The following is a 22,175-nucleotide window of genomic DNA, read 5'->3' on the forward strand; positions in this document are numbered from 1 at the left end:
ACGCCCCGGGCTCCCCCCGCGTCGTCCAGGTGCCCGTGGAATGCTGCGAGACATGGCGCCCCCTCCCGAGACCACCCTGCTGATCCTCGGCGCCGGTGGTGACCTGACCCACCGGCTCCTCCTGCCCGGGCTGGCCAGCCTGCTGGCCGTCGAGCCGGAACGCGCGGTCCGCGTCGTCGGCGCCGACCGGGTCGACATCTCGGCCGCGGACTGGAAGGCCCGGGTCAAGGACTCGTTCGCCGCAGCCAAGCCCGCAGCCCGGGTGACCGCCGCGATCACGAAGCACACGGCATACATCCGCACGGACCTGCTCGACGAAGGCGCCCTGCGCGCGCTCGTCGAGGGGTGCGGCGACGGGCCGCTGGTCATCTTCTTCGCCCTGCCGCCGCAGGTGACCATGAAGGTCTGCGGCCTGCTCCAGCACGTCGACCTGCCGGACACCACGCGGCTGGCGCTCGAGAAGCCGTTCGGCACCGACCACGCGTCGGCGGTGGCGTTCAACGCCCTCCTGCACAAGGTGGTGGCTGAGGAGGACATCTTCCGGATCGACCACTTCCTCGGCGTGGCAACGGTTTTCAACCTCGTGGGACTTCGTTTCGCCAATCGCGTGCTGGCCCCGATCTGGAGCGCTGAGCACATCGAGCGCGTGGAGATCGTCTACGACGAGGACCTCGCGCTGGAGGGACGGGCGGGCTACTACGACGGGGCCGGCGCGCTGAAGGACATGTTGCAGAGCCACCTGCTCCAGGTGCTCGCGCTGTTCGCGATGGAGTCGATCGCGACCCTCGACGCCCGGGAGCTGCAGGACCAGAAGGCGCAGGTGCTGCGGGCGACGAAGGTCTGGGGCGGCTCCCCCAAGCGCTCGTCGCGGCGGGCCCGCTACACCGCCGGCACGATCGGTCGGCGGAAGGTGCCGGACTACGCGAAGGAGGTGGGCGTCGACCCGAAGCGGTCCACCGAGACGCTCGCGCAGGTGACCCTCGAGGTCGCGAACAGCCGCTGGGCCGGGGTGCCGTTCGTCGTCCGGAGCGGCAAGGCCCTGGGTGCGCCGCGCAAGCAGATCGTGGCCCACTTCCGCGACGTCCCGCACCTGCCGACCGGCTTCGTCGGCGGGTCCGACGGCGACCGGCTCACCATCGACCTCAAGCCGGGCGCTGTCTCCCTCACCCTGACGATGAATGCCGAGGGCGACCCCGTCGACCTGGAGCAGAAGGCCCTCACGGCCAGGTTGGCCGCTCCGCGCATGCAGCCCTACGGCGAGGTGCTGGCGCAGATCTTCGACGGCAGCCAGCTGCTCACCGTGCGGGGCGACGCCGCCGAGGAGTGCTGGCGGGTGATGGAGCCGGTGATCAAGGCCTGGGCCGACGGGCGGGTGCCGTTGGAGACGTATGCCGCCGGCTCCGACGGCCCCGAGGGCTGGCTCGTGCCCTAGCGAGGCGCGTCAGACGCGGGTGCGCACCGTGTAGAGCTCGGGGAAGAAGGTCAGGTCGAGGGCGCGGCGCAGGAAGTCGACGCCGGACGAGCCGCCGGTCCCCTTCTTGTGGCCGATCGTGCGGGTGACGACCTGCAGGTGGCGGAACCGCCACTGCTGGAAGTTGTCCTCGAGGTCGACGAGCTCCTCACAGGTCTCGTAGACGCCCCAGTGCTCGGTCGGGCGGGCGTAGACGGCGGCGAAGGTGTCGACCAGGGCGTCGTTCTCCCGGTACGGCTGGGTGACGTCACGCTCGAGCAGCTCGGCCGGGATGGCGTAGCCGCGGCGGGCGAGGTAGCGCAGGAACTCGTCGTAGAGGCTGGGCTCACCGAGCAGCTCCGCGAGCATCGAGCGCGCGGCCTCGTCGTGCTCGAAGACCTTGACCATGTCGGCGTTCTTGTTGCCGAGCAGGAACTCCACGGCGCGGTACTGCCACGACTGGAACCCCGAGCTGGTCGCGAGGAACGGGCGGATCTCGGCGTACTCGCTCGGCGTGAGGGTCGCCAGCACCGACCACTGGTCGGTGAGGATCTCCTGGATCCGCTTGACCCGCGCCAGCCGCTTGAGGGCCGGGGCGAGCTCGTCGGCCGTGAGCAGCGCGCGGGCCGACCGCAGCTCGTGCAGCATCAGCTTGAGCCAGAGCTCAGAGGTCTGGTGCTGGATGATGAACAGCAGCTCGTCGTGCTGCTCGGGCTGGCTGCGTGGGTGCTGTGCCGACAGCAGCTGGTCCAGCCCCAGGTAGTCGCCGTAGGACATCGCCGCGGAGAAGTCCCGCTGCACGCCCTCTTCGATCTCACGCACCGACCGCGCGTCGTCACTGCTCATGCCGCCACCCTAGGGCCGCCCCCCGCGTCACATCTTTATCGGGTCTAGGGACAAGGTTGACCTTCACACGACTTCGCTTCCGGTGTGAGCGTCAACGTTCCTGCTAGACCCGATAAAGCTGGGACTGGTGGGGTGCGCAGGTGTCAGCCAGGCCACACCGGCTGGGTGGGGGTGACGTCACGGAAACGGGCTAGGCTCCGGCGCATGGCGCCCATCTCCGAGACGACGACGAAGCCGATCTCCAAGGTCCTCATTGCCAACCGCGGCGAGATCGCCGTCCGCATCGCGCGCGCGTGCGCCGACAGCGGCATCGGCTCCGTTGCCGTGTATGCCGATCCGGACCGGGACGCGCTGCACGTCAAGGTCGCCGACGAGGCCTACGCGCTCGGTGGCGCGACCCCCGGCGACTCCTACCTCGTGCAGGAGAAGCTGCTCGAGGTCGCCCGCAAGTCCGGGGCCGACGCGGTCCACCCCGGCTACGGCTTCCTCGCCGAGAACGCCTCCTTCGCCCAGGCCGTGATGGACGCCGGGCTGAGGTGGATCGGCCCCTCCCCCGAGGCCATCGACTCCCTCGGCGACAAGGTCAAGGCCCGCCACATCGCCGCCCGCGCGAACGCCCCCCTGGTGCCCGGCACCGCCGACCCGGTCGCCGACGCCGACGAGGTCGTCGCGTTCGCCAAGGAGTACGGACTGCCGGTCGCGATCAAGGCGGCCTTCGGTGGCGGCGGTCGCGGCCTCAAGGTCGCGCGCACCATCGAGGAGATCCCCGAGCTGTTCGACTCGGCCACCCGCGAGGCCGTCGCCGCGTTCGGTCGCGGCGAGTGCTTCGTCGAGCGCTACCTCGACCAGCCCCGCCACGTCGAGACCCAGTGCCTGGCCGACACCCACGGCAACGTCGTCGTCGTCTCCACCCGGGACTGCTCGCTGCAGCGTCGCCACCAGAAGCTCGTCGAGGAGGCCCCGGCGCCGTTCCTGTCCGACGAGCAGAACGCCGAGCTGCGCCGCGCCTCCAAGGCCATCCTCACCGAGGCCGGCTACACCGTTGCCGACGATNGCTCGTCGAGGAGGCCCCGGCGCCGTTCCTGTCCGCTCGTCGAGGAGGCCCCGGCGCCGTTCCTGTCCGACGAGCAGAACGCCGAGCTGCGCCGCGCCTCCAAGGCCATCCTCACCGAGGCCGGCTACACCGGCGCCGGCACCTGCGAGTTCCTCGTCGGCCAGGACGGCACCATCTCCTTCCTCGAGGTCAACACCCGCCTCCAGGTCGAACACCCGGTGACCGAGGAGGTCACCGGCATCGACCTGGTCCGCGAGCAGTTCCGCATCGCGAACGGTGAGCCGCTCGGCTACGACGACCCCGCCCCGATCGGCCACTCCTTCGAGTTCCGGATCAACGGCGAGGACGCGGGCCGCGGCTTCCTCCCGGCCCCCGGCGTCGTCGCCGTGTTCGAGCCGCCGTCCGGCCCGGGCGTGCGCCTCGACTCCGGCGTCGTCGCCGGCGACGTCATCGGTGGCGCGTTCGACTCGATGCTGGCCAAGCTGATCGTCACCGGCCACGACCGCCACCAGGCGCTCGAACGGTCCCGCCGCGCGCTCGCGGAGTTCGTCGTCGACGGCATGCCGACCGTCCTGCCGTTCCACCGCGTCATCGTGTCCGACCCCGCGTTCGCCCCCGAGGGCGACAAGCCGTTCACGGTGCACACCCGCTGGATCGAGACCGAGTTCGACAACCAGATCCCGCCCTACTCCGGGGTCGTGGCGGAGGCCCCCGAGGAGACCGGCGAGCGCCAGAGCGTGGTCGTCGAGGTCGGCGGCAAGCGCCTCGAGGTGGTGCTCCCCGGCGGGCTCTCCCTCGGCGGTGGCTCCAGCGCCGCGAAGAAGAAGGCGCCCCGACGCTCCGGCGGTTCCAAGGCCGGTGCCGCCGCCTCGGGCGACTCCCTCACCGCGCCCATGCAGGGCACCATCGTCAAGATCGCCGTCGAGGAGGGCCAGGAGGTCGCCGCCGGTGAGCTGGTGGTCGTCCTCGAGGCGATGAAGATGGAGCAGCCGATCAACGCCCACAAGGCCGGCACCATCACCGGACTCGTCGCCGAGGTCGGCCAGACCGTGACCAACGGCGCCGTGATCGCCGAGATCAAGGACTGACGTCAGCCGAGGAACTCGAGGACGTCCTCGCAGAAGTCCCGCTCACCGAAGGTGCGCGTGCCGTGGTCCCTGGTGATCGTCTCGCTGAGGACGGTGTCGTCCTCAGGATCCTCGGGGTCGCCGAGGTCGATGACCAAGGTGCCCGCAACGGTGCCTGCGTCGAGGCCGACCAGCTTGCCGTCGCTCGCGAACAGCTTGGACGAGAACCGGTCCATGAACTCGACGGTGAGGGTGCCGTCGGCGTTCAGGGTCAGCTTCTGGTCACGGCCGTTGAAGGTGTTGACAGACCGGAACGAGGCCCCGGACTCCACGTTGGTGAAGGTGTCCTCCGCCGAGACGTGGAACGAGAAGTACTCCAGCTCCCCACCTCCGCGGGCGATGCCGGTCTCGGTGATGGTGACCCGACCGTCCCAGCGGACGAGGAAGGAAACCTCCGGGCACCACTCGTCGCCGTGCTCCTCCTGCTCGATGTGGCTGTCCTTCAACGTCTCGTGGGACCGGAAGACCACGTTGCCGGAGGCTGCTGCGGCCGGCGCGAGCGCAATGGTCATGACCCCCGCACACAGTGCGGCGAGCAGGGGACGGACGCCGGTGTGGATGGACGCGATGGTGTGGAACATGGGACCTCCCAGGTGCGGCTGGTGTGTGTGATCCCTGCTGACCCCATCGTGGCAACGACCCGGGTCGCCGCCCACCGGCAAAGTGCCTACGTCGCCGGGCGGCCCTACTCACGACCTCGCCCACGACGGCGGCGCCGCCTCCCAGCCGGGAGACCGCGCCGCTGTCGTATGCCGTGTGCCTGGCCTCAGCGACCGAACGGCGGGAGCTCCTTGGTGCCTTCCTCGCCGGTGTCCGGACCCGGCTCGGGGACGGTGCTGGATCCCGGCGCGTCGGTCGGGATCTGTGCCGGGCCGTCGGTGTCCTCGCCGGACTCCGCGTCGGGGCGCAGGGCCGGGTCGAGCGGGCCGCCGGGCTGTCCGGGTTGCTGCGGCTCACCCGGGATGAGCGGCCCGTCGGAGGAGCCCGGCTGGGGGTCACCGGTGGACGGAGACGGGTTCGGGGCCGGCGTGGTGGGCGCCGGCTCGTCCCAGCTCGGGCGGTCGGGGGCCGGCTCGGACGGCACGGGGTCACCGGGCGCGGGGAACGGCTCGGGGGTGGGCGCGGGCCCCGGTTCCGGTGACGGCACCGGCTCAGGGGCGGGCGCCGGAGCCGGCTCGGGTGCGGGCGCCGGAGCCGGCTCGGGTGCAGGTGAGGGGGCAGGCTCGGGAGCCGGCTCGGGTGCCGGGGCCGGCTGCTCCTCGGGCAGGCCCAGCTTGTCGCGCAAGGCATCGCTGCCCTGGTCGATCTGGTCCGAGTACTTGCCCCCGGTCTGCTTGTCGATCACGTCCTCGACCTTGTCGAGAGCCGAGTCCGCTTGCTGCGGGTTGCCCTTGACGTAGTTCTTCACCTTGTCCAGCCAGGAGCCAGCCATTGATTCGCCCTTCCTAGGGAGCCGTCTCGGAAGTCTCCGAGTCCGCGCGCCACAGCACGCTCAGTGGGGACATTACCCACCAACCCGGGGGAAATGCCGCCGGAGCGCCCGACAGGTCAGTCGCGCTGGTGGAGCTGGCGGGCGGCCTCGGCCACCGAGCCGGAGAGCGAGGGGTAGACCGTGAAGGTCCCGGCCAGCTGGTCGACGGTGAGCCCGTGCTGCACCGCCAAGGTCACCGGGTAGATCAGCTCGGAGGCCCGCGGCGCCACGACGACGCCGCCGACGACGGTGCCGCCACCCTTGCGGGCGAACAGCTTCACGAACCCGTCGGTGATGCCCTGCATCTTGGCGCGGGGGTTGGTCGACAGCGGCAGCATCACCGAGGTCGCGTCGACGGTGCCCTCGTCGAGGTCCTTCTGGGAGAACCCGACCGTGGCGATCTCGGGGTCGGTGAAGATGTTGGCCGAGACGGCCCGCAGGTTGAGCGGAGCGACCGCGTCACCGAGGGAGTGCGCCATCGCGATGCGTCCCTGCATGGCGGCCACGGATGCCAGGGGAAGAACGCCGGTGCAGTCGCCCGCGGCATACACACCGCGCACGGAGGTGCGCGAGACCTTGTCGACCACGATGTGGCCGGACTCGCTCACGGCCACCCCGACGTCCTCGAGGCCGATGCCGGAGGTCTGCGGGACGGATCCGACGGCCAGGAGCGCGTGGCTGCCCTCGACCTCGCGACCGTCCACGAGCCGGACCACCACGCCCGACTCCGTGCGCGACACCGAGGCCATCCGCGAGCGCCCGAGCACGTCCATGCCGCGCTTGCGGAAGACGTCCTCGATCACGGTGGCGGCGTCGGCGTCCTCGCCGGGGAGCACCCGGTCCCGCGACGACACGAGCGTCACGCGCGAGCCGAGACCGAGGTAGGCCTGCGCGAGCTCGGCACCGGTGACACCGGAGCCGACGACGACCAGGTGCTCGGGGAGCTCGGCAAGGGAGTAGATCTGCTGCCAGGTGAGGATCCGCTCGCCGTCGGGCTGGGCGAAGGGCACGACCCGGGGCGTGGCGCCGGTGGCGACGAGGACGACGTCAGCGCTGAGGGTCTGGGTCGTCCCGTCGGCGAGAGTGGCCTCGACCGACCCCGCCTCGAGCAGCCGGCCCGTGCCGGCCAGCACCTGCACGCCGTCGGCCGCGAGCCGGGCGCCGATGTCGCGGGACTGCGCAGCAGCGAGGGCCAGGATGCGGCGGTTCACCGCGGTGAGCTCGGCGACCGAGTCGGAGACCTCGTCGCCCTCGTGGTCCTCGAGGTGCACGCCGAGGTCGGAGGCGGTCTCGAACTGGCTCATGAAGTCGGCCGTCGAGATCAGCGTCTTGGACGGCACGCAGTCGGTGAGCACCGCTGCGCCACCGACGCCATCACGGTCGACGACCGTTACGCGGGCACCCAGGTGGGCAGCCACCAGGGCGGCCTCGTAGCCACCGGGGCCACCGCCGAGGATCACCACTGAGGACTGGGGCGCGTTCACGCGACCATCCAACCACCCCGGCGGAGGCGAACGGTCTGGCGTCCGTGCCGGAACCCGTCCACTCCGTCGCCGTCGCCGCCCGGTCCGGGCCTCGGTAGTCTTCGGGAGTGAGCGAGCAGAGCAGCCCGTCCCCGGGCGTCCCCGACCTGTCCGACCCCGCGGCCGACCCGTTCGAGGTGGCCAAGGCGGCTGCCGCGGTGATCGCCGAGCGCAGCGGCACCGACCGGCACGACGTGGCCCTGGTCCTCGGCTCCGGGTGGGGCCAGACCGGTGACCTCATCGGCGAGACGCTGGCCACGATCGACAACGCGGACGTCCCCGGCTTCGCGAAGGCCGCGGTCGCGGGGCACAGCGGCACGATGCGCTCGGTGGCGATCGCCGACACCGGCCGTCGGGCGCTCGTCTACGGCACCCGCACCCACTTCTACGAGGGCAAGGGCGTTCGAGCCGTCGTGCACGCCGTCCGCACGGCAGCAGCGGCCGGGTGCCGGGCCATCGTGCTCACCAACGGCTGCGGCGGCCTCAACCCCGCGTGGGGTCCCGGCACCCCGGTACTGATCAGCGACCACCTCAACCTCACGGCCGCCTCCCCCATCGAGGGCGCCAACTTCGTCGACCTCACCGACCTGTACTCACCGCGGCTGCGCGACCTGGCCCGTGCGGTCGACCCCGGTCTCGACGAAGGGGTCTACGTGCAGTTCCGTGGCCCCCACTACGAGACCCCCGCCGAGGTGCGGATGGCCAAGGTGCTCGGAGGTGACCTGGTCGGCATGTCGACCACGTTGGAGGCCATCGCGGCCCGCCAGGCCGGGCTCGAGGTCCTGGGCATCTCGCTCGTGACCAACCTCGCCGCGGGGATCAGCGACCAGCCGCTGTCCCACGAGGAGGTCATGGAGACCGGCCAGGCTTCCGCCGAGCGGTGCGGGAAGCTCATGGCCGCGGTCGTCGCCACCATCTGAGAGGAGCCCAGCCATGACGTATGCCGCGCGGCACGGCCGCGGAGCCGACTCACCTGCGAGCATCGAGGCACGGGCCGCCCAACACGCCCAGGAGCTCATCGACGCCGCCCAGGCGTGGGTGGACGACGACCCCGACCACGAGACCCGGGTCGAGCTCGGCGACCTCCTCGCGCAGGCCAAGACCGGCGACCAGGCTGCCATCGACGACCTCGGCGACCGGTTCTCCGGGATGCTCGAGTTCGGCACCGCAGGGCTCCGCGGCGCCATCGGCGCCGGTCCCAACCGGATGAACCGCTCCGTCGTGATCCGCGCGGCCGCCGGCCTCACGGCATACCTGCAGGCGAGCAAGCCCGCGCCGTTCGTGGTGGTGGGCTTCGACGCGCGCCGCAACTCCGACGTGTTCGCCCGGGACACCGCCGCGGTCGTCGTGGGCGCCGGCGGTCGCGCGGCGATCCTGCCGTCACCATTGCCGACTCCCGTGCTGGCGTACGCGATCCGCTACCTCGGCGCCGACGCGGGCGTGATGGTGACGGCGAGCCACAACCCGCCCGAGGACAACGGCTACAAGGTCTACCTCGGCGACGGCTCGCAGATCGTGCCGCCGTCCGACGCCGACATCGCGACCCAGATCGCGCGGGTCGCCGCCGTGGCGGACGTGCCGCGCGCCGACGACGGCTGGGAGACCCTGGGCGACGACGTGCTCGAGGCGTACCTCGACGACGCCGTCACCGTCGTGGCGAAGGACACCCCCCGCGAGGTCACCGTGGTCCACACCGCCCTGCACGGGGTCGGCTCCGAGACCGTGGCCAAGGCCTTCGTCCGCGCCGGGTACGCCGCGCCGATCCCGGTCGAGAGCCAGGCCCAGCCCGACCCGGCGTTCCCGACGGTGCACTTCCCCAACCCCGAGGAGCCGGGGGCCATGGATGCGGCCCTCGAGCTGGCCGAGCAGACCGGACCCGACGTGGTCATCGCCAACGACCCCGATGCCGACCGCTGCGCCGTCGCGGTGCCCGGCCCCGGTGGGTGGCGGATGCTCCGCGGCGACGAGGTGGGTGCCCTGTTGGGCGCGCACATCCTCGCCCGCGGCGTGGGCAACGGTGACGTCTTCGCGAACTCGATCGTGTCGTCCCGCTTGCTGGCGGCGATGGCGAAGGCTGCCGGCGTCCCGCACGAGGAGACGCTGACCGGCTTCAAGTGGATCTCGCGCGTGAAGGGTCTGCGGTACGGGTACGAGGAGGCGCTGGGCTACTGCGTCGACCCACCGCACGTGCGCGACAAGGACGGCGTCAGCGCCGCCCTGGTGGTGGCGGAGATGACGGCCAGCCTGAAGGCCGAGGGACGTTCACTCACCGACCTGCTCGACGACCTCGCCGTCGAACACGGTGTGCACGCGACCGACGCGCTGTCCGTGCGGGTGGCCGACCTGGCGCTGATCGGGAAGGTGATGGCGCGACTTCGCCAGGACCCGCCCCAGGACGTGGCCGGCACCGCTGTCGTGCGCACCGACGACCTGGCCGAGGGAAGCGAGGCACTGCCGCCCACCGACGGGCTGCGCTACTTCCTCGCCGACGACTCGCGGATCATCGTGCGACCGTCCGGCACCGAGCCCAAGCTCAAGGTCTACCTCGAGGTGATCGAGCCGGTCTCCTCCGACCTGAAGACGGCGCGGCAGACCGCCGCCACGAGGTTGGCCGGCATCCGCGCCGCCATGGAGGGCCTCGTCCAGGTCTGAGGTGCGTCCTCGTCCGTCGTCCCTCGTACCGGCCTACTTCTTCCAGAAGCGCTTCTTGGTGGTCGGGGTCTCGGTCTCCACGGGAACCTCGCTCGGGGAGCTGGACCTGCCCTCGAAGTCCTGTGGCGCGCCCTCGACGGCGATCAGCTGCAGGCTGAGGTAGTAGCCGGAGTCCTGGTCCCCGGTGGCGGCCTCGAACTCGACGTGGCCGTCCTCCACGAGGAAGTTGAACACGTCGAGACCGTCCAGGCGCAGCTCGGTGATCCACACCGCTTCGAGGAAGCTGGCCACCTGACGCTCCGGGGTGCCCGGCCGGAACCGGACCATGGCGATCAGCAGGCGCTCGGGGTCGTCCGTCGCCTCGACCTCGACCGCGGCGAACATGACGCTGGACACCAGTCGTCGCCGGAGCTTGGCGGCGGCGTCAGCGGTCTGTGCGCCGGAGGCCGGCGGCAGGTTGACCGTCATCGCCTCCCTGAGTTGCACGAATTCGACGCGGTCCATGCGGGTGAGACTGTCCCACGCGAGTCGAATCGGCAATCCGGGCCTGCGTCGTGAGGCTGGGCCCCACCCGCGCGTGGGCTCGTCGTCAGAGTCTTCGCGCCGTAGGGTGCGGGTGAAGCGTGCGGCAGATCACCCGCCGCCGCGACGGTCCGCTCAGGAGGGATCCCCGATGAAGGTTCTCGTGGTCGAGGACGACCTCGACATCCAGGACCTCGTGGTCGCCCTGCTGAGTCGGGCCGGTTACGACGTCGTCGTCCGGGACAACGGCGACGCCGGACTGGCCGCCGCGACGACTCACGTACCTGACCTGGTGGTCCTCGACTGGATGATGCCGGGCCTGAGCGGGGTCGAGGTGTGCCGGGCCATCCGGGCCGACCCTCGGACCAAGGGCGTCGCGGTCCTGATGCTCACGTCCAAGGCCCAGGAGGGCGACATCGACCAGGCCTTCACCGCCGGAGCCGATGACTACATGGTCAAGCCGTTTCGGGGGCGCGAGCTGGTCAGTCGTGTCCAGTCCCTGACCGTCAAGGGCGCCAGGCCGCAGTAGTCGCTGCCGCTGCCCGCTCGCCGGCTGTGGTGTGGCGGTGGGTGAGCCAGTGGTCGTAGGCGCCGGGGGTCAGGTCCCAGTGCACCCCGTCGTGGGTGAGCTGGGCGTGGTAGCCGTGCTTGTGGACGATGGTGTGGTGTCGCCCGCACAACAGGGCGGCGTTGTCGGCTGATCGCTAATATGACCCCTTGTGACGACACCTCGCGCGGCGGCGATCTACGCACGGATCAGCAGTGACACCGAAGGCACGGGCTTGGGTGTCACACGGCAGGTCCAGGACTGCGAACGTCTTGCCGAGCAACTGGGGTGGACAGTGGCTGAGGTGTATACGGACAACGACTTCTCGGCCTACTCGGGCAAGAAGCGACCCGCATACGCGCAGATGTTGGACGACATCCGCGACGGCATCCGCGACGCCGTATTGGTGTACCACGTGGACCGGCTGACTCGGCGGCCTGTGGAGCTTGAAGAGTTCCGCGAAGCGTTGGATACGGCCGGGGTCAAGCATGTGCGGTTCGTCGTCGGTGACAGCGACATCATGACCGGCGACGGCCTGATGGTGGTCCGCTTCCTGGCAGCGGTCGCTGCGAACGAGTCGGCGTCCAAGTCACGACGGGTCAAGCGGAAGTTCCAGCAGAAGGCAGAGCGGGGTGAACCTCACGCCGGAGGACCCCGCCGACCCTTTGGGTACGCCGACGACAAGGTGACCGTGCGTGAGGACGAGGCCGTCGTGATCCGAACACTGGTCGCGCGGTTCTTGGCCGGAGAGTCGCTGCGGTCGCTGACGGTGTGGCTGGACCAGCAGGAGGTGCGAACGGTCGCAGGTGGACCGTGGAAGACGCCAACGCTGCGGACCTTGATTGCTTCGGGGCGCATCGCCGGTCTGCGTGAGCACCAGGGACAGGTCATTGGTCCTGCGGTGTGGGACCCGATCATCAGCACCGACGAGCGGAACCGGGTCCTCGCGCGGATCGAGAGCCGCAAGACGAGTGGACGCCGAGCGCCGCGTCGGTATCTGCTGTCGGGTCTGCTCAGGTGTGGCAAATGCGGAAACCGGTTGTACTCCGCGGCCCGAGCCACCACACGCCGGTACGTCTGCAATTCCGGGCCTGACCACGGCGGGTGCGGGCGCTTGACCGTCGTCGCGGAGCCTGTGGAGCAGATGATTGCTGACGCGGTACTGATGCGCCTTTCCTCCCCTGCCCTGTCCGAAGCGTTGGCGGGTAGGGCAGCCGCCGACGAGCAAGCATCGAGCCTTGCTGACCAGGTCGACTCCGACCGGGAACAGCTCGACGAACTGGCAGGACTCTACGGGCGGAAGGCGATCAACGCGGCGGAGTGGCTTGCCGCTCGCAACCCCATCGAGGCCAGGCTGCGTGAGGGACAGCGACGGCTGAACCGGATGACCGCCAGCACCGCCCTTGACGGTTTGACCGGACTGGATGGGGACCTAGGACCCAAGTGGGCGGGGTTGAACCTCGACCGGCAGCATGCCGTGATCAGCGCACTCCTCGAGCACGCCGTCGTTGGTCCGGGGACCCCAGGAGCCCGCGGACTGGACCCGAGCCGAGTCCAACCCGTGTGGCGACTCTGAGGGCGGCAGGGTGGAGGCGGGCGCGCGCTTCGCTTGCCGCGGCCGCCTCCCACCCACGCCGCCGATCAGGGCAGCCACCTCGGACAGGATCCGCGGATCGCCCACCAGGACCGGAACGCCTTGGGCTGCACACGAATCCATCAGCCAGCGGCGCACCACCTCCTGCGGCACCTGCTGGGAACCTGTCCCTGTCATCTCAGCCGGCCCACTGCACCCAAACGGCCGGCGGACCTTGCCAGTCTTCGACCTCATCGGAGGACCAGGACGTCGCGGGGAGTCCACCCATCAGGTCCGCAGCCTGAGCTAGAACGTCCTCACGGGTGGCACCACGCAACCGGATCACCTCCGGGGTGTAGCCCTGTGCGACGTCGAACCGGTGCAGCCCACGGGGACGGTGGCCAGCCTGCTCATCCATGAAGGTTTTGGCCACGTACTTCGACAGGTAGCCCGCAGCCCGTCGTGCCTCTGCCAACTTGCCCGACCCCACCGGCAGGTCACCTAGCAGCTTGATGTGGACGAAGCCGCGACCCCATGCGGTATCGAGGTCCTTGCGGGCGATGTAGCGTCCTGCGGCGAAGTGGACGTGGAAGTGCACCCCGTCCTTGTGCAACTCGGGCACCCACGCGTAGGGAAACGGCTCCCCGACTTGCTCCCGCAGATTCCGGAAGAACACCCCGACGTCCTGGCGCACCTGGCGGGCGTCAGTGCACCGCGGCGGGCCGTAGGTCAGCGTGCCCAGCCTGTTCAACAGGTTGGCCGCGCAGTAGCGGCGCAACCTGGCGCGGGCGCGACGACCCGCCTCGACCGCCGCACGCTCAGGGTCCGCAGCGGGACCACCCACATGCCCGGAGACTCGTTCACGGGCGGACTGGAAACAACCCCCGGCCTCACCGGCACCGGGGTACAGCGTGAGCATCCAACCGCGTTGCAGTTGCGGCTCAGGGACACAAAATGACGACATCGAAACACCTCTTGGGATAGCGCCAATGGGAAGCGCGCTCACCCCCGAGCCGGGGCAGAACAAAAGGCCGGGAGCGAGTGCTCGACCGGCCCTAAGTGAGGTGGCACCTTTCAGACGGCAACCACGAGGCGCGCTGCGGACCGCGCTCCGATTCCGTTACCGCATCCCTGCCGCACGACTGCGACTACTTTTTCCCCCGGGACCAGGGGCGTGATGAGTGAGTTATGGGTGGTATCGCCACCGGTCTGTGACGTCCGCAGACCCCATGACTATCAAGGCGAATCACAACGATGCAATACCCGCTAGCGAAGATCACCCGAACGGACGAGCCCCCACGAAAACGGGCGCGGTGGCTGCAGCCCAGCAACGTCTACGCATGCTGCCGATGAGCGGACGTCTCGCTCTAGGGCTGGCATGCTTCGGCCCATGACCTCCGAGAGCCGCAGACCACCCGCTTGGATGGTGTGGTGCCCATGATCTGCTGCTTCTGTGGTGAAGCCTTGAAGGCCGCATGGGCGACAACCTTGGCCGTTGCCCCACCACGGTCGGAGGGCGAAACCCAAGGGCTCTACTGCCATGGTCGTTGCCTGCTGGACAGGCTTCACCCGTCGATCCCGTTCCTCCCCAGCATCGAGGACGCCTAGCGAGACGCCCTTTCATGCCGTAATTCGATCCAGCACGAGCGGCTGCTGTGCCAACAGGAGAGGATGCTCCCGTGGACCAGACCCAGGAGAGAAGGCTGATCGGTAGTCTGGCTTTGGCTCTGGAACAAGTGGCCAACGGGGAACTGAAGTTCATGGCCGCAGTCCAGTCGGCAGATCAGGCCGACCTTGGGAAAGCCGCTGCGTCTCTGCCACACACATTGATCCTGACGGGGGCAGCGACGGCCGCCGTGCTCGGAGACCTGCTCGATGGCTCGTGCGCGTGGCAGGACGCTCAGGCGTGGGCGTTCTTCGTGCGCCGAGGCTACGTGCCTAGTTGGCGAAGTCCGATCCTGCCGATTGCCGTCGACTATGAGGACTTCTACGAAGACGCCATAGTCGAGGCCGTCTCACGTATGGACGAGCTTGGAGACGAGGTGGATGGCCACATTTCCGAGGCCGAGGGACGCCTGTTGCTCCAACTCTTGGGAGTGCCGTAGTCCGGAAGGTCCCAGTGAGAACGTCCCCTCATGCCCCGAGGCGGAGTCCGAGTTGTGTTGCTATTTCAAGTGAAGAGCGCGGTCGGGCGTATAGCCTGCCGTGATGCTGCACTCGCAACGGAAACGACGCGCCGACCGTGACGCTCGTGAGGCGGAAGGCGAGAACCTCTGGGTGGAGGACGTCCCCCAAGCAGCTCGCGTCAAGATTGCTACTTTTTGGGCACTCCTACAGGAGAAGTCCTCTGAGTACGTCGGCACCATTAATCGAGAAGTCGCCGACCTGATGCGACTCGGCGGGGGTTACAACGTCCGATCCATTGATGGGGACTCGCTCATCAAAGCGACGAACGCCGATGTGGCTCTCGACGTTATTGGATCCTTTGCCCTCTACGTTAAGGACGGTCGGTCCATCTCGCGGTTCGCTTCCGACTTTGATCAGTTCGTTAATACCGTATTCGAGGACTACCGGGTCGCCTATCGAATGGTGGATCAGGAGGTCATCCCCATCGGTTCGGATGAACTGCATACCGAGGTCGTCGCCCCCGCTTTGCGCTTGCTTGTTGGAGCGCAGTTCAGTAAGGCCCACGCCGCCTATTTGGACGCACTCAAGGAGATTCCGGCCAGCCCTGCCAACGCTATAACCGATGCGGGCACTGCCCTCCAGGAAGTCCTTACGGCCGTGGGCTGCGCCGGAAACGCGCTTGGCCCTCTCATCAAAAGCGCCAAGAAGAAGGGTCTCCTAGCGCCGCATGACGATGCGCTCAACAATGGGCTCGAGAATTTCTTGAATTGGGCTTCGGCTGACCGTAGTCAAACTGGCGATGGCCACCACGTCTCCGATGCCACGCGGGCGGATGCCTGGCTAATGGTCCATATAGTTGGCGCGCTTATCGTCCGACTCGTGGACCCGTCGAAGAGATCGACGTCGGGCATCTGATCTCGACCCGTTGACCGTCGATGATCCGCAGGCGAACCAAATGGGCCTGCTTACCTGCCACGCCTACTCAATTGGCGGCAGGAAGCCAGCCTTGTCGAGCCTCTTCGAGTTCGCCCGCGCGACCACGGAACCAACTGGGGTGACGCTGAAGAAGACTGCGAACTCATCCCACCACCCAGCGATTTGGTTCAGGGTTGGGAGCGTGCAAAGGCGTTCGCGGTAGGCAGGCACTAGGGAGTCGTCGCGCTCGTCCAGTTTGTAGGCCGAACTCGCCACCGCCGCGGCGGCCTCCGCTTCCGCATCGGACTTGCCCGCTCCCACCAGCAGCGACCTAAAGCCGTTGCTACCCGTGAATGGCAATCGCTCGTAGCCTGGCTTGAAGGTGTGTGGCACCGGCGCGACGCTGATCCGGTGGACGTCCCGCAGCTCTGCAATCGCGGCAGTCCCCTCCTCGGCGCCCGCAGGCAAGCCCACGGACAAATAGCCTGGTGTCTTTTCAGTCCAGTAGTCAGCGAGCTTCTTGAATGACTGTATTGAGTCCTGCCGTACTGCGCCGAGTACATCCAGATGTTCGATCCACGCCCGCCCCGACGGCAGTTCCAAACCCTCGGACAACTGTTCAAGCATTCGATCCATCGCGCCGAGACCCTCATCCACGTCCCCGTTCAGAGGCGAATACTGGGCCGCTGCGGCATAGACGGTGAGGCCACGGAGTGCCTGCGAATCCATTTGGTCGACGATCTCGATCGCCCGATTAATTCCCGCCCGAACCGGCCGATCGTCTGCACGTTTGGCACGATCCTCAATCAAAGCAGCAAGGATGTCGTAGTCGTTGTCGCGCTCGGTACTCGCTGCGCCGATTTGAGCCTTTCGCAGAGCGACTTGGAACGCCGGGTCCGCCATAGCGCCAAGTAGCCCTTGCCTCGCCAAACCATCAATAAGGATGCCGTCGAACCGCGCGATGCGTTCCGCCGCAATAGTTTGCGCCTCTACCGTGTACCCATCTATTGCCTCACGTGCGCTCTCTCGCGCAATTTCCCGAGCACGATCTTCTGTCACCCCTTGGACAATTACCAAATCGCCAGAGACTTGGACCTGGCTCGAATTGTCGCCAGCCTTTTGCCCCTGTCCCCGTACGATCACTGCTTAGGCCCCTCGGTGTAGTCCCGCCCGACCTGGGTTTGCCTCGACCGGTCACCCCCACGCTGCGATTGGCGGGTGCTATTGATGCCGACTCGCCACCCAATGAAGCCGCCAGCTGACCCTCCAAGAACCAAGCCGATGAGCATGGTGCCTAGACCATCAAAGAACCAATCCATGGCCCCTCCCTTCTTAAAAGCCATCCTGCCATGGCCTGCACTCCGACGTCGGGGCCATGCCCCGCCGATCGCGGGCAATTGGACGCGCGTCAACGAGGCTTGGTTGCTGCAGCCTCACAGAGGGCTGGTTTAGGAGTAGCCGCATTGGTCAGGTCGGTGGGGCCGCCGTCGGCCCAGTGCCACAGGTGGTGTGCGTCGCACCAGGTCGCGGGGACCGAACAGTCGGGGAAGGTGCAGCCGCGGTCGCGTAACCACAAGGCCCGGGCCTGGGCGGAGGTGAAGAGCCGGAACCTGCGGCCGAGGTCCAGGACCTGCCCGGCCTTGCTGAGCACGACCGGGAGGATCCCGGCGTCGCAGGCGATCTTGCGGGCGGTCTGCGGCGGCAGCAGGGTCCCGGCCTCACCGGACCCGACCACGGTGGCGGCGCGGGTGCGGCCGGTCAGGCCCTCGAGGGTGACGGTCACGAACAGCTGCGCCTTGTCGGTGGTGGCGACCCCGTCGGCGGACGCGACGCCGCGGCGGACGACCTCGAGCAGGACGTCCATCCGGCGTTGCCCGGACGGGCGCCGGTCTGGCTCCCCCTGCGCGGGGCGGGGCGCGGACAATCCTTGGACGGCGGCCTCGATCACGGTCTTGGCTTCGGTGTCGACGACCATCGTGTACTCGAACAGCCCGGTCCCGTCGGCGAACGGCTGCGACAACGACCGCCGCTCACCCGCCCGGTCGTGCTCGGCCTGCAGCTCCCCGGCCGCGCCGTGCTTGGCGACCAGTCGTTCCCGCAGCCCGCGGACGTCCTTGGGCCGGCCCCACGACGCGACGTCGACCAGCCCGTCCATCACCGGGCCGTGCGCCCCGGGGGCCAGCCGCGGGGCGAGCCGGTCGAACTCCTCGACCACCACGACCGCGGTCACCAGCGGCACCCGCGCCTCACGCACCGCCGCCACGAGGGCGGCATACCGGTCGTCGGTGGCGGCTTCGGCGACCCGGACGACCCGCGCGGACCCGCCCGCCCGCAGGGCCGGGCAGTGGTCCAGCAGCCACGCGGACCCGCCGGACCGGCCCGCCCCGGTCTCACCCCGGTCGGTGGCCTCGCGGAGCACGTCCACCCGGGCCGCGTCGGCCCGCACCGCGAGCTGGTCGAGCAGCCCCGCGAACTCGCCCAGCCCGGCACCGTCGGCGGACCACAGCTCGGCGTCGATCCCGGTCAGCGCGGCGCAGGCGTCCTGGACAGCCGTGCGGCGCTGTTCGAATGTCATCCCCCGATCCATGCCACCGAACCTACCGGCCGGGTCTGACAACCCACCGGCTACGAAACCTGTTGGTACACAATCCGATTCGCACGCCGGGATGGCCACCAGATCCGGCGCCGATACCGCACGCGCTGTCCACAGGGCGAGGCGCGCGACTCCGATGTCCACAGGATCCGGCCCGGCCGACTGAGCAGGCCGGCCCGGCCGACTGAGGACGCCGAAGCCCCTCCGACCAGGGGAACATCCGGGGACTCCCCCCACCCGGGCACACGGATAGGATTGGTCGGTGAGCACCCCCACAGCTGCGGCCCCCTCCGTCGACGCGACGGCCAGGGCGCGCGATCTCCTCGGCGTCTCCCGCCTCACCAACGCGGCCCTCACCAGCTGGTTGCACGGGCTCCCGGGCGTCGACCAGGTCGGCTGCGAGGCGCGTGCTGCCGGGCTGGGCACGCGGTCGATCAAGACGACCTCGAAGGCGTGGGGCATCGACCTGGCGATCTCGATGATCGACCTCACGACGCTCGAGGGCGCCGACACCCCCGGCAAGGTGCGCGGCCTGTGCGCGAAGGCGATCACTCCCGACCCCACCGACCTGGCCACTCCTCGACCCGCCGCGATCTGCGTCTACGGCGACATGGTCCCCACCGCCAAGGAGGCCCTGGGGCAGAGCGGCGTCAAGGTCGCTGCCGTGGCCACCGCCTTCCCGAGCGGTCGGGCACTCATGCCGGTCAAGCTGGCCGACACCCGCGACGCCGTGTCGGCCGGGGCCGACGAGATCGACATGGTCATCGACCGTGGTGCGTTCCTCTCCGGCGACTACCTCACGGTGTTCCGCGAGATCGCCGAGGTCGCCGAGGCCTGCGTTCGCACGGACGGCACCCGCGCCCGGCTGAAGGTCATCATGGAGACCGGCGAGCTGGTCACCTACGACAACGTCCGTCGGGCGTCCTGGCTCTCGATGCTGGCGGGCGGCGACTTCATCAAGACCTCCACCGGCAAGGTCTCCCCTGCGGCCACCCTGCCGGTCACGCTGATCATGCTCGAGGCGGTCCGCGACTGGCGCGACCTCACCGGCGAGATGGTGGGCGTCAAGCCGGCCGGTGGCATCCGCACGAGCAAGGACGCGCTCAAGTTCCTCGTCACGGTCAGCGAGATCGCCGGCGACGACTGGCTCGACCCGCACTGGTTCCGGTTCGGCGCCTCCAGCCTGCTCAACGACCTCCTCCTGCAACGCCAGCGGATGGCGATCGGCGCCTACTCCGGCGCCGACTACGTCACCGACGACTCGCCCAGCCTGTACTGACCGTGCGAGCCCCCAGCAGCCCCCAGCAGCCCCCCGCACCCGACGGATCCTGAGGAACCCCAAGCCATGGCCAAGTTCGAGTACGCACCGGCGCCGGAGTCCCGCGCCGTCGTCGACATCAAGCCCTCCTACGGGTTGTTCATCAACGGTGAGTTCACCGAGTCGCAGGGTGGTTCCGCCTTCAAGACGATCAGCCCCGCCACCGAGGAGGTCCTCGCCGAGGTGACCTCGGCCAGCGAGGCAGACGTCGACCGCGCCGTGGCCGCGGCCCGCCGCGCCTACAACGGCGCCTGGGGTCGGATGTCCGGTGCCGACCGCGGCAAGTACCTCTTCCGCATCGCCCGCATCCTCCAGGAGCGCGCCCGCGAGTTCGCCGTCCTGGAGAGCCTCGACAACGGCAAGCCGATCAAGGAGAGCCGCGACGTCGACGTGCCGCTGGCCGCGGCGCACTTCTTCTACCACGCCGGCTGGGCCGACAAGCTCGACTACGCGGGCTTGGGCACCAACCCCCGGCCCCACGGGGTCGTGGGCCAGGTCATCCCCTGGAACTTCCCGATCCTCATGCTGGCCTGGAAGATCGCGCCCGCCCTGGCCACCGGCAACACCGTGGTCATCAAGCCGGCCGAGACCACGCCGCTGACCGCGCTCCTCTTCGCCGAGGTCGTGCAGCAGGCCGACCTACCGCCCGGCGTCGTCAACATCATCACCGGCGCCGGCGCCACGGGACAGGCGATCGTCGACCACCCCGACATCGACAAGCTGGCCTTCACCGGCTCGACCGGCGTCGGCAAGATGATCGCCCGCTCCATCGCCGGCACCCGCAAGAAGGCCACCCTCGAGCTCGGTGGCAAGGCCGCCAACATCGTGTTCGACGACGCACCGCTCGACCAGGCCGTCGAGGGCATCGTCAACGGCATCTTCTTCAACCAGGGCCACGTCTGCTGTGCCGGGTCACGCCTCCTGGTCCAGGAGAACATCGCGGACGACGTCGAGAAGCGGCTCAAGCGCCGCCTCGAGACGCTGCGCGTCGGCGACCCGCTGGACAAGAACACCGACGTGGGAGCGATCAACTCCAAGGCCCAGCTGCAGCGGATCGTCGACCTCACCGCTGCCGGCGAGGCCGAGGGTGCCGAGCGCTGGGACAACGGCTGCGCGCTGCCGAGCAAGGGCTTCTGGTTCCGGCCGACGGTCTTCACCGGCGTCAGCCAGACCCACCGCATCGCGCAGGAGGAGATCTTCGGGCCGGTCCTGTCGGTCCTCACCTTCCGCACCCCGCACGAGGCCGTCGCCAAGGCCAACAACACGCCCTACGGCCTGTCCGCCGGCATCTGGACCGAGAAGGGCTCGCGCATCCTCTGGATGGCCGACCAGCTCCGCGCCGGTGTCGTCTGGGCCAACACCTTCAACAAGTTCGACCCGACCAGCCCCTTCGGTGGCTACAAGGAGTCCGGCTACGGCCGCGAGGGTGGCCGGCACGGCCTGGCCGCCTACGTCACGACGGGAGACAGCAAGTGAGCCCCACCGCCACGCGGTCGACAGGCACTGACGCACGCGTCGACGTGCGCAAGACCTACAAGCTCTACATCGGCGGCAAGTTCCCCCGCTCCGAGTCCGGCCGCTCCTACGAGGTCGTCGACGGCCGCGGCAAGTTCCTCGCGAACGCCGCCCAGGGCTCACGCAAGGACGCCCGCGACGCGGTCGTCGCCGCCCGGGGTGCCTTCGCCGGCTGGGCCGGCGCCACGGCATACAACCGCGGTCAGGTGCTCTATCGCGTCGCCGAGGTGATGGAGGGCCGTCGGGCCCAGTTCGTCGCCGAGGTGCGCGCCAGTGAGGGCGTGGCCGAGCGCCGGGCCGAGACGATCGTCTCGCAGGCCATCGACCGCTGGGTCTGGTATGCCGGGTGGACCGACAAGCTCGCGCAGGTCCTGGGTGGGTTGAACCCCGTCGCAGGCCCGTACTTCGACATCTCCGCGCCTGAGCCGACCGGTGTCGTCGCCGTCCTGGCCCCCCAGCGCTCCTCCCTGCTCGGCCTCGTCTCGGTGCTGGCCCCCGTGGTCTGCTCCGGGAACACCGCGGTCGTCCTCACCAGCGAGCTGCGACCGCTGCCGGCCATCACGCTGTCCGAGGCGCTGGCCACCTCCGACGTCCCGGGTGGGGTCATCAACCTCATCACCGGGCGCACCGCCGAGGTGGCCCCGTGGCTGGCGTCGCACCGCGATGTCAACGCCATCGACCTCACCGGTGCCGCCGACGCCGACGGCGTGAGCTGGGGCGACCTCGAGCTGGCCGCTGCGGAGAACCTCAAGCGCGTCGTCCGACCCGCAGGTGAGGGTTCCGGCGCGGTCGAGCCCGACTGGTCGACCACTCCGGACCTCGGCCGGATCACGTCGTTCCTCGAGACCAAGACGGTCTGGCACCCCAAGGGTCGCTGACCCTTGACCCCAGGCACTCCGTCCGTTCGATGTGAACGCGCCGGCAGACTCCGGCGCGTTCACA

19 protein-coding genes and 1 pseudogene are annotated in these 22,175 nt (G+C 69.3%); 12 read left to right on the forward strand and 8 right to left on the reverse strand.

Annotation, left to right across the window (positions count from 1 at the left end; all coding sequences use genetic code 11):
* Window positions 1–52 precede the first annotated feature (52 nt).
* Complete coding sequence (locus tag ASG91_RS12185) at window positions 53–1,432, forward strand: glucose-6-phosphate dehydrogenase (RefSeq protein WP_056923229.1); 1,380 nt, start codon at window positions 53–55, stop codon at window positions 1,430–1,432.
* Between the two features lie 9 nt (window positions 1,433–1,441).
* Here ASG91_RS12185 and kynA read toward each other — a convergent pair whose 3' ends face one another.
* Window positions 1,442–2,296 (reverse strand): tryptophan 2,3-dioxygenase, encoded by an 855-nt coding sequence (kynA, locus tag ASG91_RS12190; protein WP_056922908.1) that lies wholly within the window; start codon window positions 2,294–2,296, stop codon window positions 1,442–1,444.
* Window positions 2,297–2,500: 204 nt separating this feature from the next.
* Between kynA and ASG91_RS20250 the strand changes: the two genes are divergently transcribed.
* On the forward strand, window positions 2,501–3,349 hold an 849-nt coding region (locus ASG91_RS20250), incomplete at its 3' end, for a biotin carboxylase N-terminal domain-containing protein (protein ID WP_305728750.1).
* A 1-nt stretch (window position 3,350) separates the two neighbouring features.
* Window positions 3,351–4,438, forward strand: a pseudogene (locus tag ASG91_RS20255) (biotin/lipoyl-containing protein); the annotation flags it as partial.
* Window positions 4,439–4,440: 2 nt separating this feature from the next.
* Here the strand turns inward: ASG91_RS20255 and ASG91_RS12200 are convergent.
* The 3 genes from ASG91_RS12200 to ASG91_RS12210 form a co-directional block, all read right to left on the reverse strand.
* A complete protein-coding gene (locus ASG91_RS12200) occupies window positions 4,441–5,058 on the reverse strand; it encodes a hypothetical protein (protein WP_056922910.1) in 618 nt (205 codons plus the stop codon).
* A 185-nt stretch (window positions 5,059–5,243) separates the two neighbouring features.
* The gene (locus ASG91_RS12205; RefSeq protein ID WP_056922911.1) at window positions 5,244–5,909 is read right to left on the reverse strand and encodes an antitoxin; all 666 of its coding nucleotides are present in this window, start codon (window positions 5,907–5,909) and stop codon (window positions 5,244–5,246) included.
* A 116-nt stretch (window positions 5,910–6,025) separates the two neighbouring features.
* Complete coding sequence (locus tag ASG91_RS12210) at window positions 6,026–7,432, reverse strand: NAD(P)H-quinone dehydrogenase (protein ID WP_056922912.1); 1,407 nt, start codon at window positions 7,430–7,432, stop codon at window positions 6,026–6,028.
* Between the two features lie 107 nt (window positions 7,433–7,539).
* Between ASG91_RS12210 and ASG91_RS12215 the strand changes: the two genes are divergently transcribed.
* Window positions 7,540–8,391 (forward strand): purine-nucleoside phosphorylase, encoded by an 852-nt coding sequence (locus ASG91_RS12215; RefSeq protein WP_056922913.1) that lies wholly within the window; start codon window positions 7,540–7,542, stop codon window positions 8,389–8,391.
* Between the two features lie 13 nt (window positions 8,392–8,404).
* A complete protein-coding gene (locus tag ASG91_RS12220) occupies window positions 8,405–10,123 on the forward strand; it encodes a phospho-sugar mutase (protein ID WP_082594132.1) in 1,719 nt (572 codons plus the stop codon).
* A gap of 33 nt (window positions 10,124–10,156) precedes the next feature.
* On the opposite strand, the gene ASG91_RS12225 is transcribed toward ASG91_RS12220, so the two are convergent.
* Window positions 10,157–10,627, reverse strand: coding sequence for a hypothetical protein (locus ASG91_RS12225; RefSeq protein WP_157606325.1), 471 nt, complete (start codon window positions 10,625–10,627; stop codon window positions 10,157–10,159).
* A 169-nt stretch (window positions 10,628–10,796) separates the two neighbouring features.
* On the opposite strand from ASG91_RS12225, the gene ASG91_RS12230 reads away from it, so the two are divergent.
* Together ASG91_RS12230 and ASG91_RS12235 are read left to right on the forward strand one after the other, a co-directional pair.
* Window positions 10,797–11,174 (forward strand): response regulator transcription factor, encoded by a 378-nt coding sequence (locus tag ASG91_RS12230; RefSeq protein ID WP_056922915.1) that lies wholly within the window; start codon window positions 10,797–10,799, stop codon window positions 11,172–11,174.
* Between the two features lie 190 nt (window positions 11,175–11,364).
* Window positions 11,365–12,768, forward strand: coding sequence for a recombinase family protein (locus ASG91_RS12235; RefSeq protein ID WP_082594133.1), 1,404 nt, complete (start codon window positions 11,365–11,367; stop codon window positions 12,766–12,768).
* Between the two features lie 196 nt (window positions 12,769–12,964).
* Here ASG91_RS12235 and ASG91_RS21230 read toward each other — a convergent pair whose 3' ends face one another.
* Complete coding sequence (locus ASG91_RS21230) at window positions 12,965–13,459, reverse strand: hypothetical protein (RefSeq protein ID WP_235545589.1); 495 nt, start codon at window positions 13,457–13,459, stop codon at window positions 12,965–12,967.
* A 985-nt stretch (window positions 13,460–14,444) separates the two neighbouring features.
* Here ASG91_RS21230 and ASG91_RS12245 point away from each other — a divergent pair.
* Window positions 14,445–14,870, forward strand: coding sequence for a hypothetical protein (locus tag ASG91_RS12245; protein WP_056922917.1), 426 nt, complete (start codon window positions 14,445–14,447; stop codon window positions 14,868–14,870).
* Between the two features lie 103 nt (window positions 14,871–14,973).
* Window positions 14,974–15,807 (forward strand): hypothetical protein, encoded by an 834-nt coding sequence (locus ASG91_RS12250; RefSeq protein ID WP_157606327.1) that lies wholly within the window; start codon window positions 14,974–14,976, stop codon window positions 15,805–15,807.
* A gap of 63 nt (window positions 15,808–15,870) precedes the next feature.
* Here the strand turns inward: ASG91_RS12250 and ASG91_RS12255 are convergent, their stop codons facing one another.
* Together ASG91_RS12255 and ASG91_RS12260 are read right to left on the reverse strand one after the other, a co-directional pair.
* Window positions 15,871–16,866, reverse strand: a complete 996-nt coding sequence (locus ASG91_RS12255; RefSeq protein WP_157606328.1) for an LPO_1073/Vpar_1526 family protein — start codon at window positions 16,864–16,866, stop codon at window positions 15,871–15,873.
* Window positions 16,867–17,215: 349 nt separating this feature from the next.
* Window positions 17,216–18,382 (reverse strand): HNH endonuclease signature motif containing protein, encoded by a 1,167-nt coding sequence (locus ASG91_RS12260; RefSeq protein ID WP_056922920.1) that lies wholly within the window; start codon window positions 18,380–18,382, stop codon window positions 17,216–17,218.
* A 280-nt stretch (window positions 18,383–18,662) separates the two neighbouring features.
* Here ASG91_RS12260 and deoC point away from each other — a divergent pair, with 280 nt between their 5' ends.
* The 3 genes from deoC to ASG91_RS12275 all read left to right on the forward strand — a co-directional run bounded on the left by deoC (window position 18,663) and on the right by ASG91_RS12275 (window position 22,111).
* Window positions 18,663–19,679, forward strand: a complete 1,017-nt coding sequence (deoC, locus tag ASG91_RS12265) for a deoxyribose-phosphate aldolase (RefSeq protein WP_056922921.1) — start codon at window positions 18,663–18,665, stop codon at window positions 19,677–19,679.
* A 66-nt stretch (window positions 19,680–19,745) separates the two neighbouring features.
* On the forward strand, window positions 19,746–21,194 hold the full coding sequence (locus ASG91_RS12270) for an aldehyde dehydrogenase family protein (RefSeq protein ID WP_056922922.1): 1,449 nt from the start codon (window positions 19,746–19,748) through the stop codon (window positions 21,192–21,194).
* Entirely contained in the window at window positions 21,191–22,111 is a 921-nt protein-coding gene (locus ASG91_RS12275; protein ID WP_200961293.1) for an aldehyde dehydrogenase family protein, read from the forward strand. Before ASG91_RS12270 ends, ASG91_RS12275 begins: the two co-directional genes overlap by 4 nt.
* Window positions 22,112–22,175: the final 64 nt, after the last annotated feature.

This window comes from Phycicoccus sp. Soil802 (assembly GCF_001429605.1).
In the GTDB taxonomy this organism is placed as follows: domain Bacteria; phylum Actinomycetota; class Actinomycetes; order Actinomycetales; family Dermatophilaceae; genus Pedococcus.

Coding starts and splice junctions, on each gene's coding strand:
- ASG91_RS12185 (WP_056923229.1), top strand. CDS start 53: ATGGCGCCCCCTCCCGAGACCACCCTGCTGATCCTCGGCGCCGGTGGT.
- ASG91_RS12260 (WP_056922920.1), bottom strand. CDS start 18,382: ATGACATTCGAACAGCGCCGCACGGCTGTCCAGGACGCCTGCGCCGCG.
- ASG91_RS12270 (WP_056922922.1), top strand. CDS start 19,746: ATGGCCAAGTTCGAGTACGCACCGGCGCCGGAGTCCCGCGCCGTCGTC.
- ASG91_RS12220 (WP_082594132.1), top strand. CDS start 8,405: ATGACGTATGCCGCGCGGCACGGCCGCGGAGCCGACTCACCTGCGAGC.
- ASG91_RS12230 (WP_056922915.1), top strand. CDS start 10,797: ATGAAGGTTCTCGTGGTCGAGGACGACCTCGACATCCAGGACCTCGTG.
- ASG91_RS12250 (WP_157606327.1), top strand. CDS start 14,974: ATGCTGCACTCGCAACGGAAACGACGCGCCGACCGTGACGCTCGTGAG.
- kynA (WP_056922908.1), bottom strand. CDS start 2,296: ATGAGCAGTGACGACGCGCGGTCGGTGCGTGAGATCGAAGAGGGCGTG.
- ASG91_RS12225 (WP_157606325.1), bottom strand. CDS start 10,627: ATGGACCGCGTCGAATTCGTGCAACTCAGGGAGGCGATGACGGTCAAC.
- ASG91_RS12205 (WP_056922911.1), bottom strand. CDS start 5,909: ATGGCTGGCTCCTGGCTGGACAAGGTGAAGAACTACGTCAAGGGCAAC.
- ASG91_RS12200 (WP_056922910.1), bottom strand. CDS start 5,058: ATGTTCCACACCATCGCGTCCATCCACACCGGCGTCCGTCCCCTGCTC.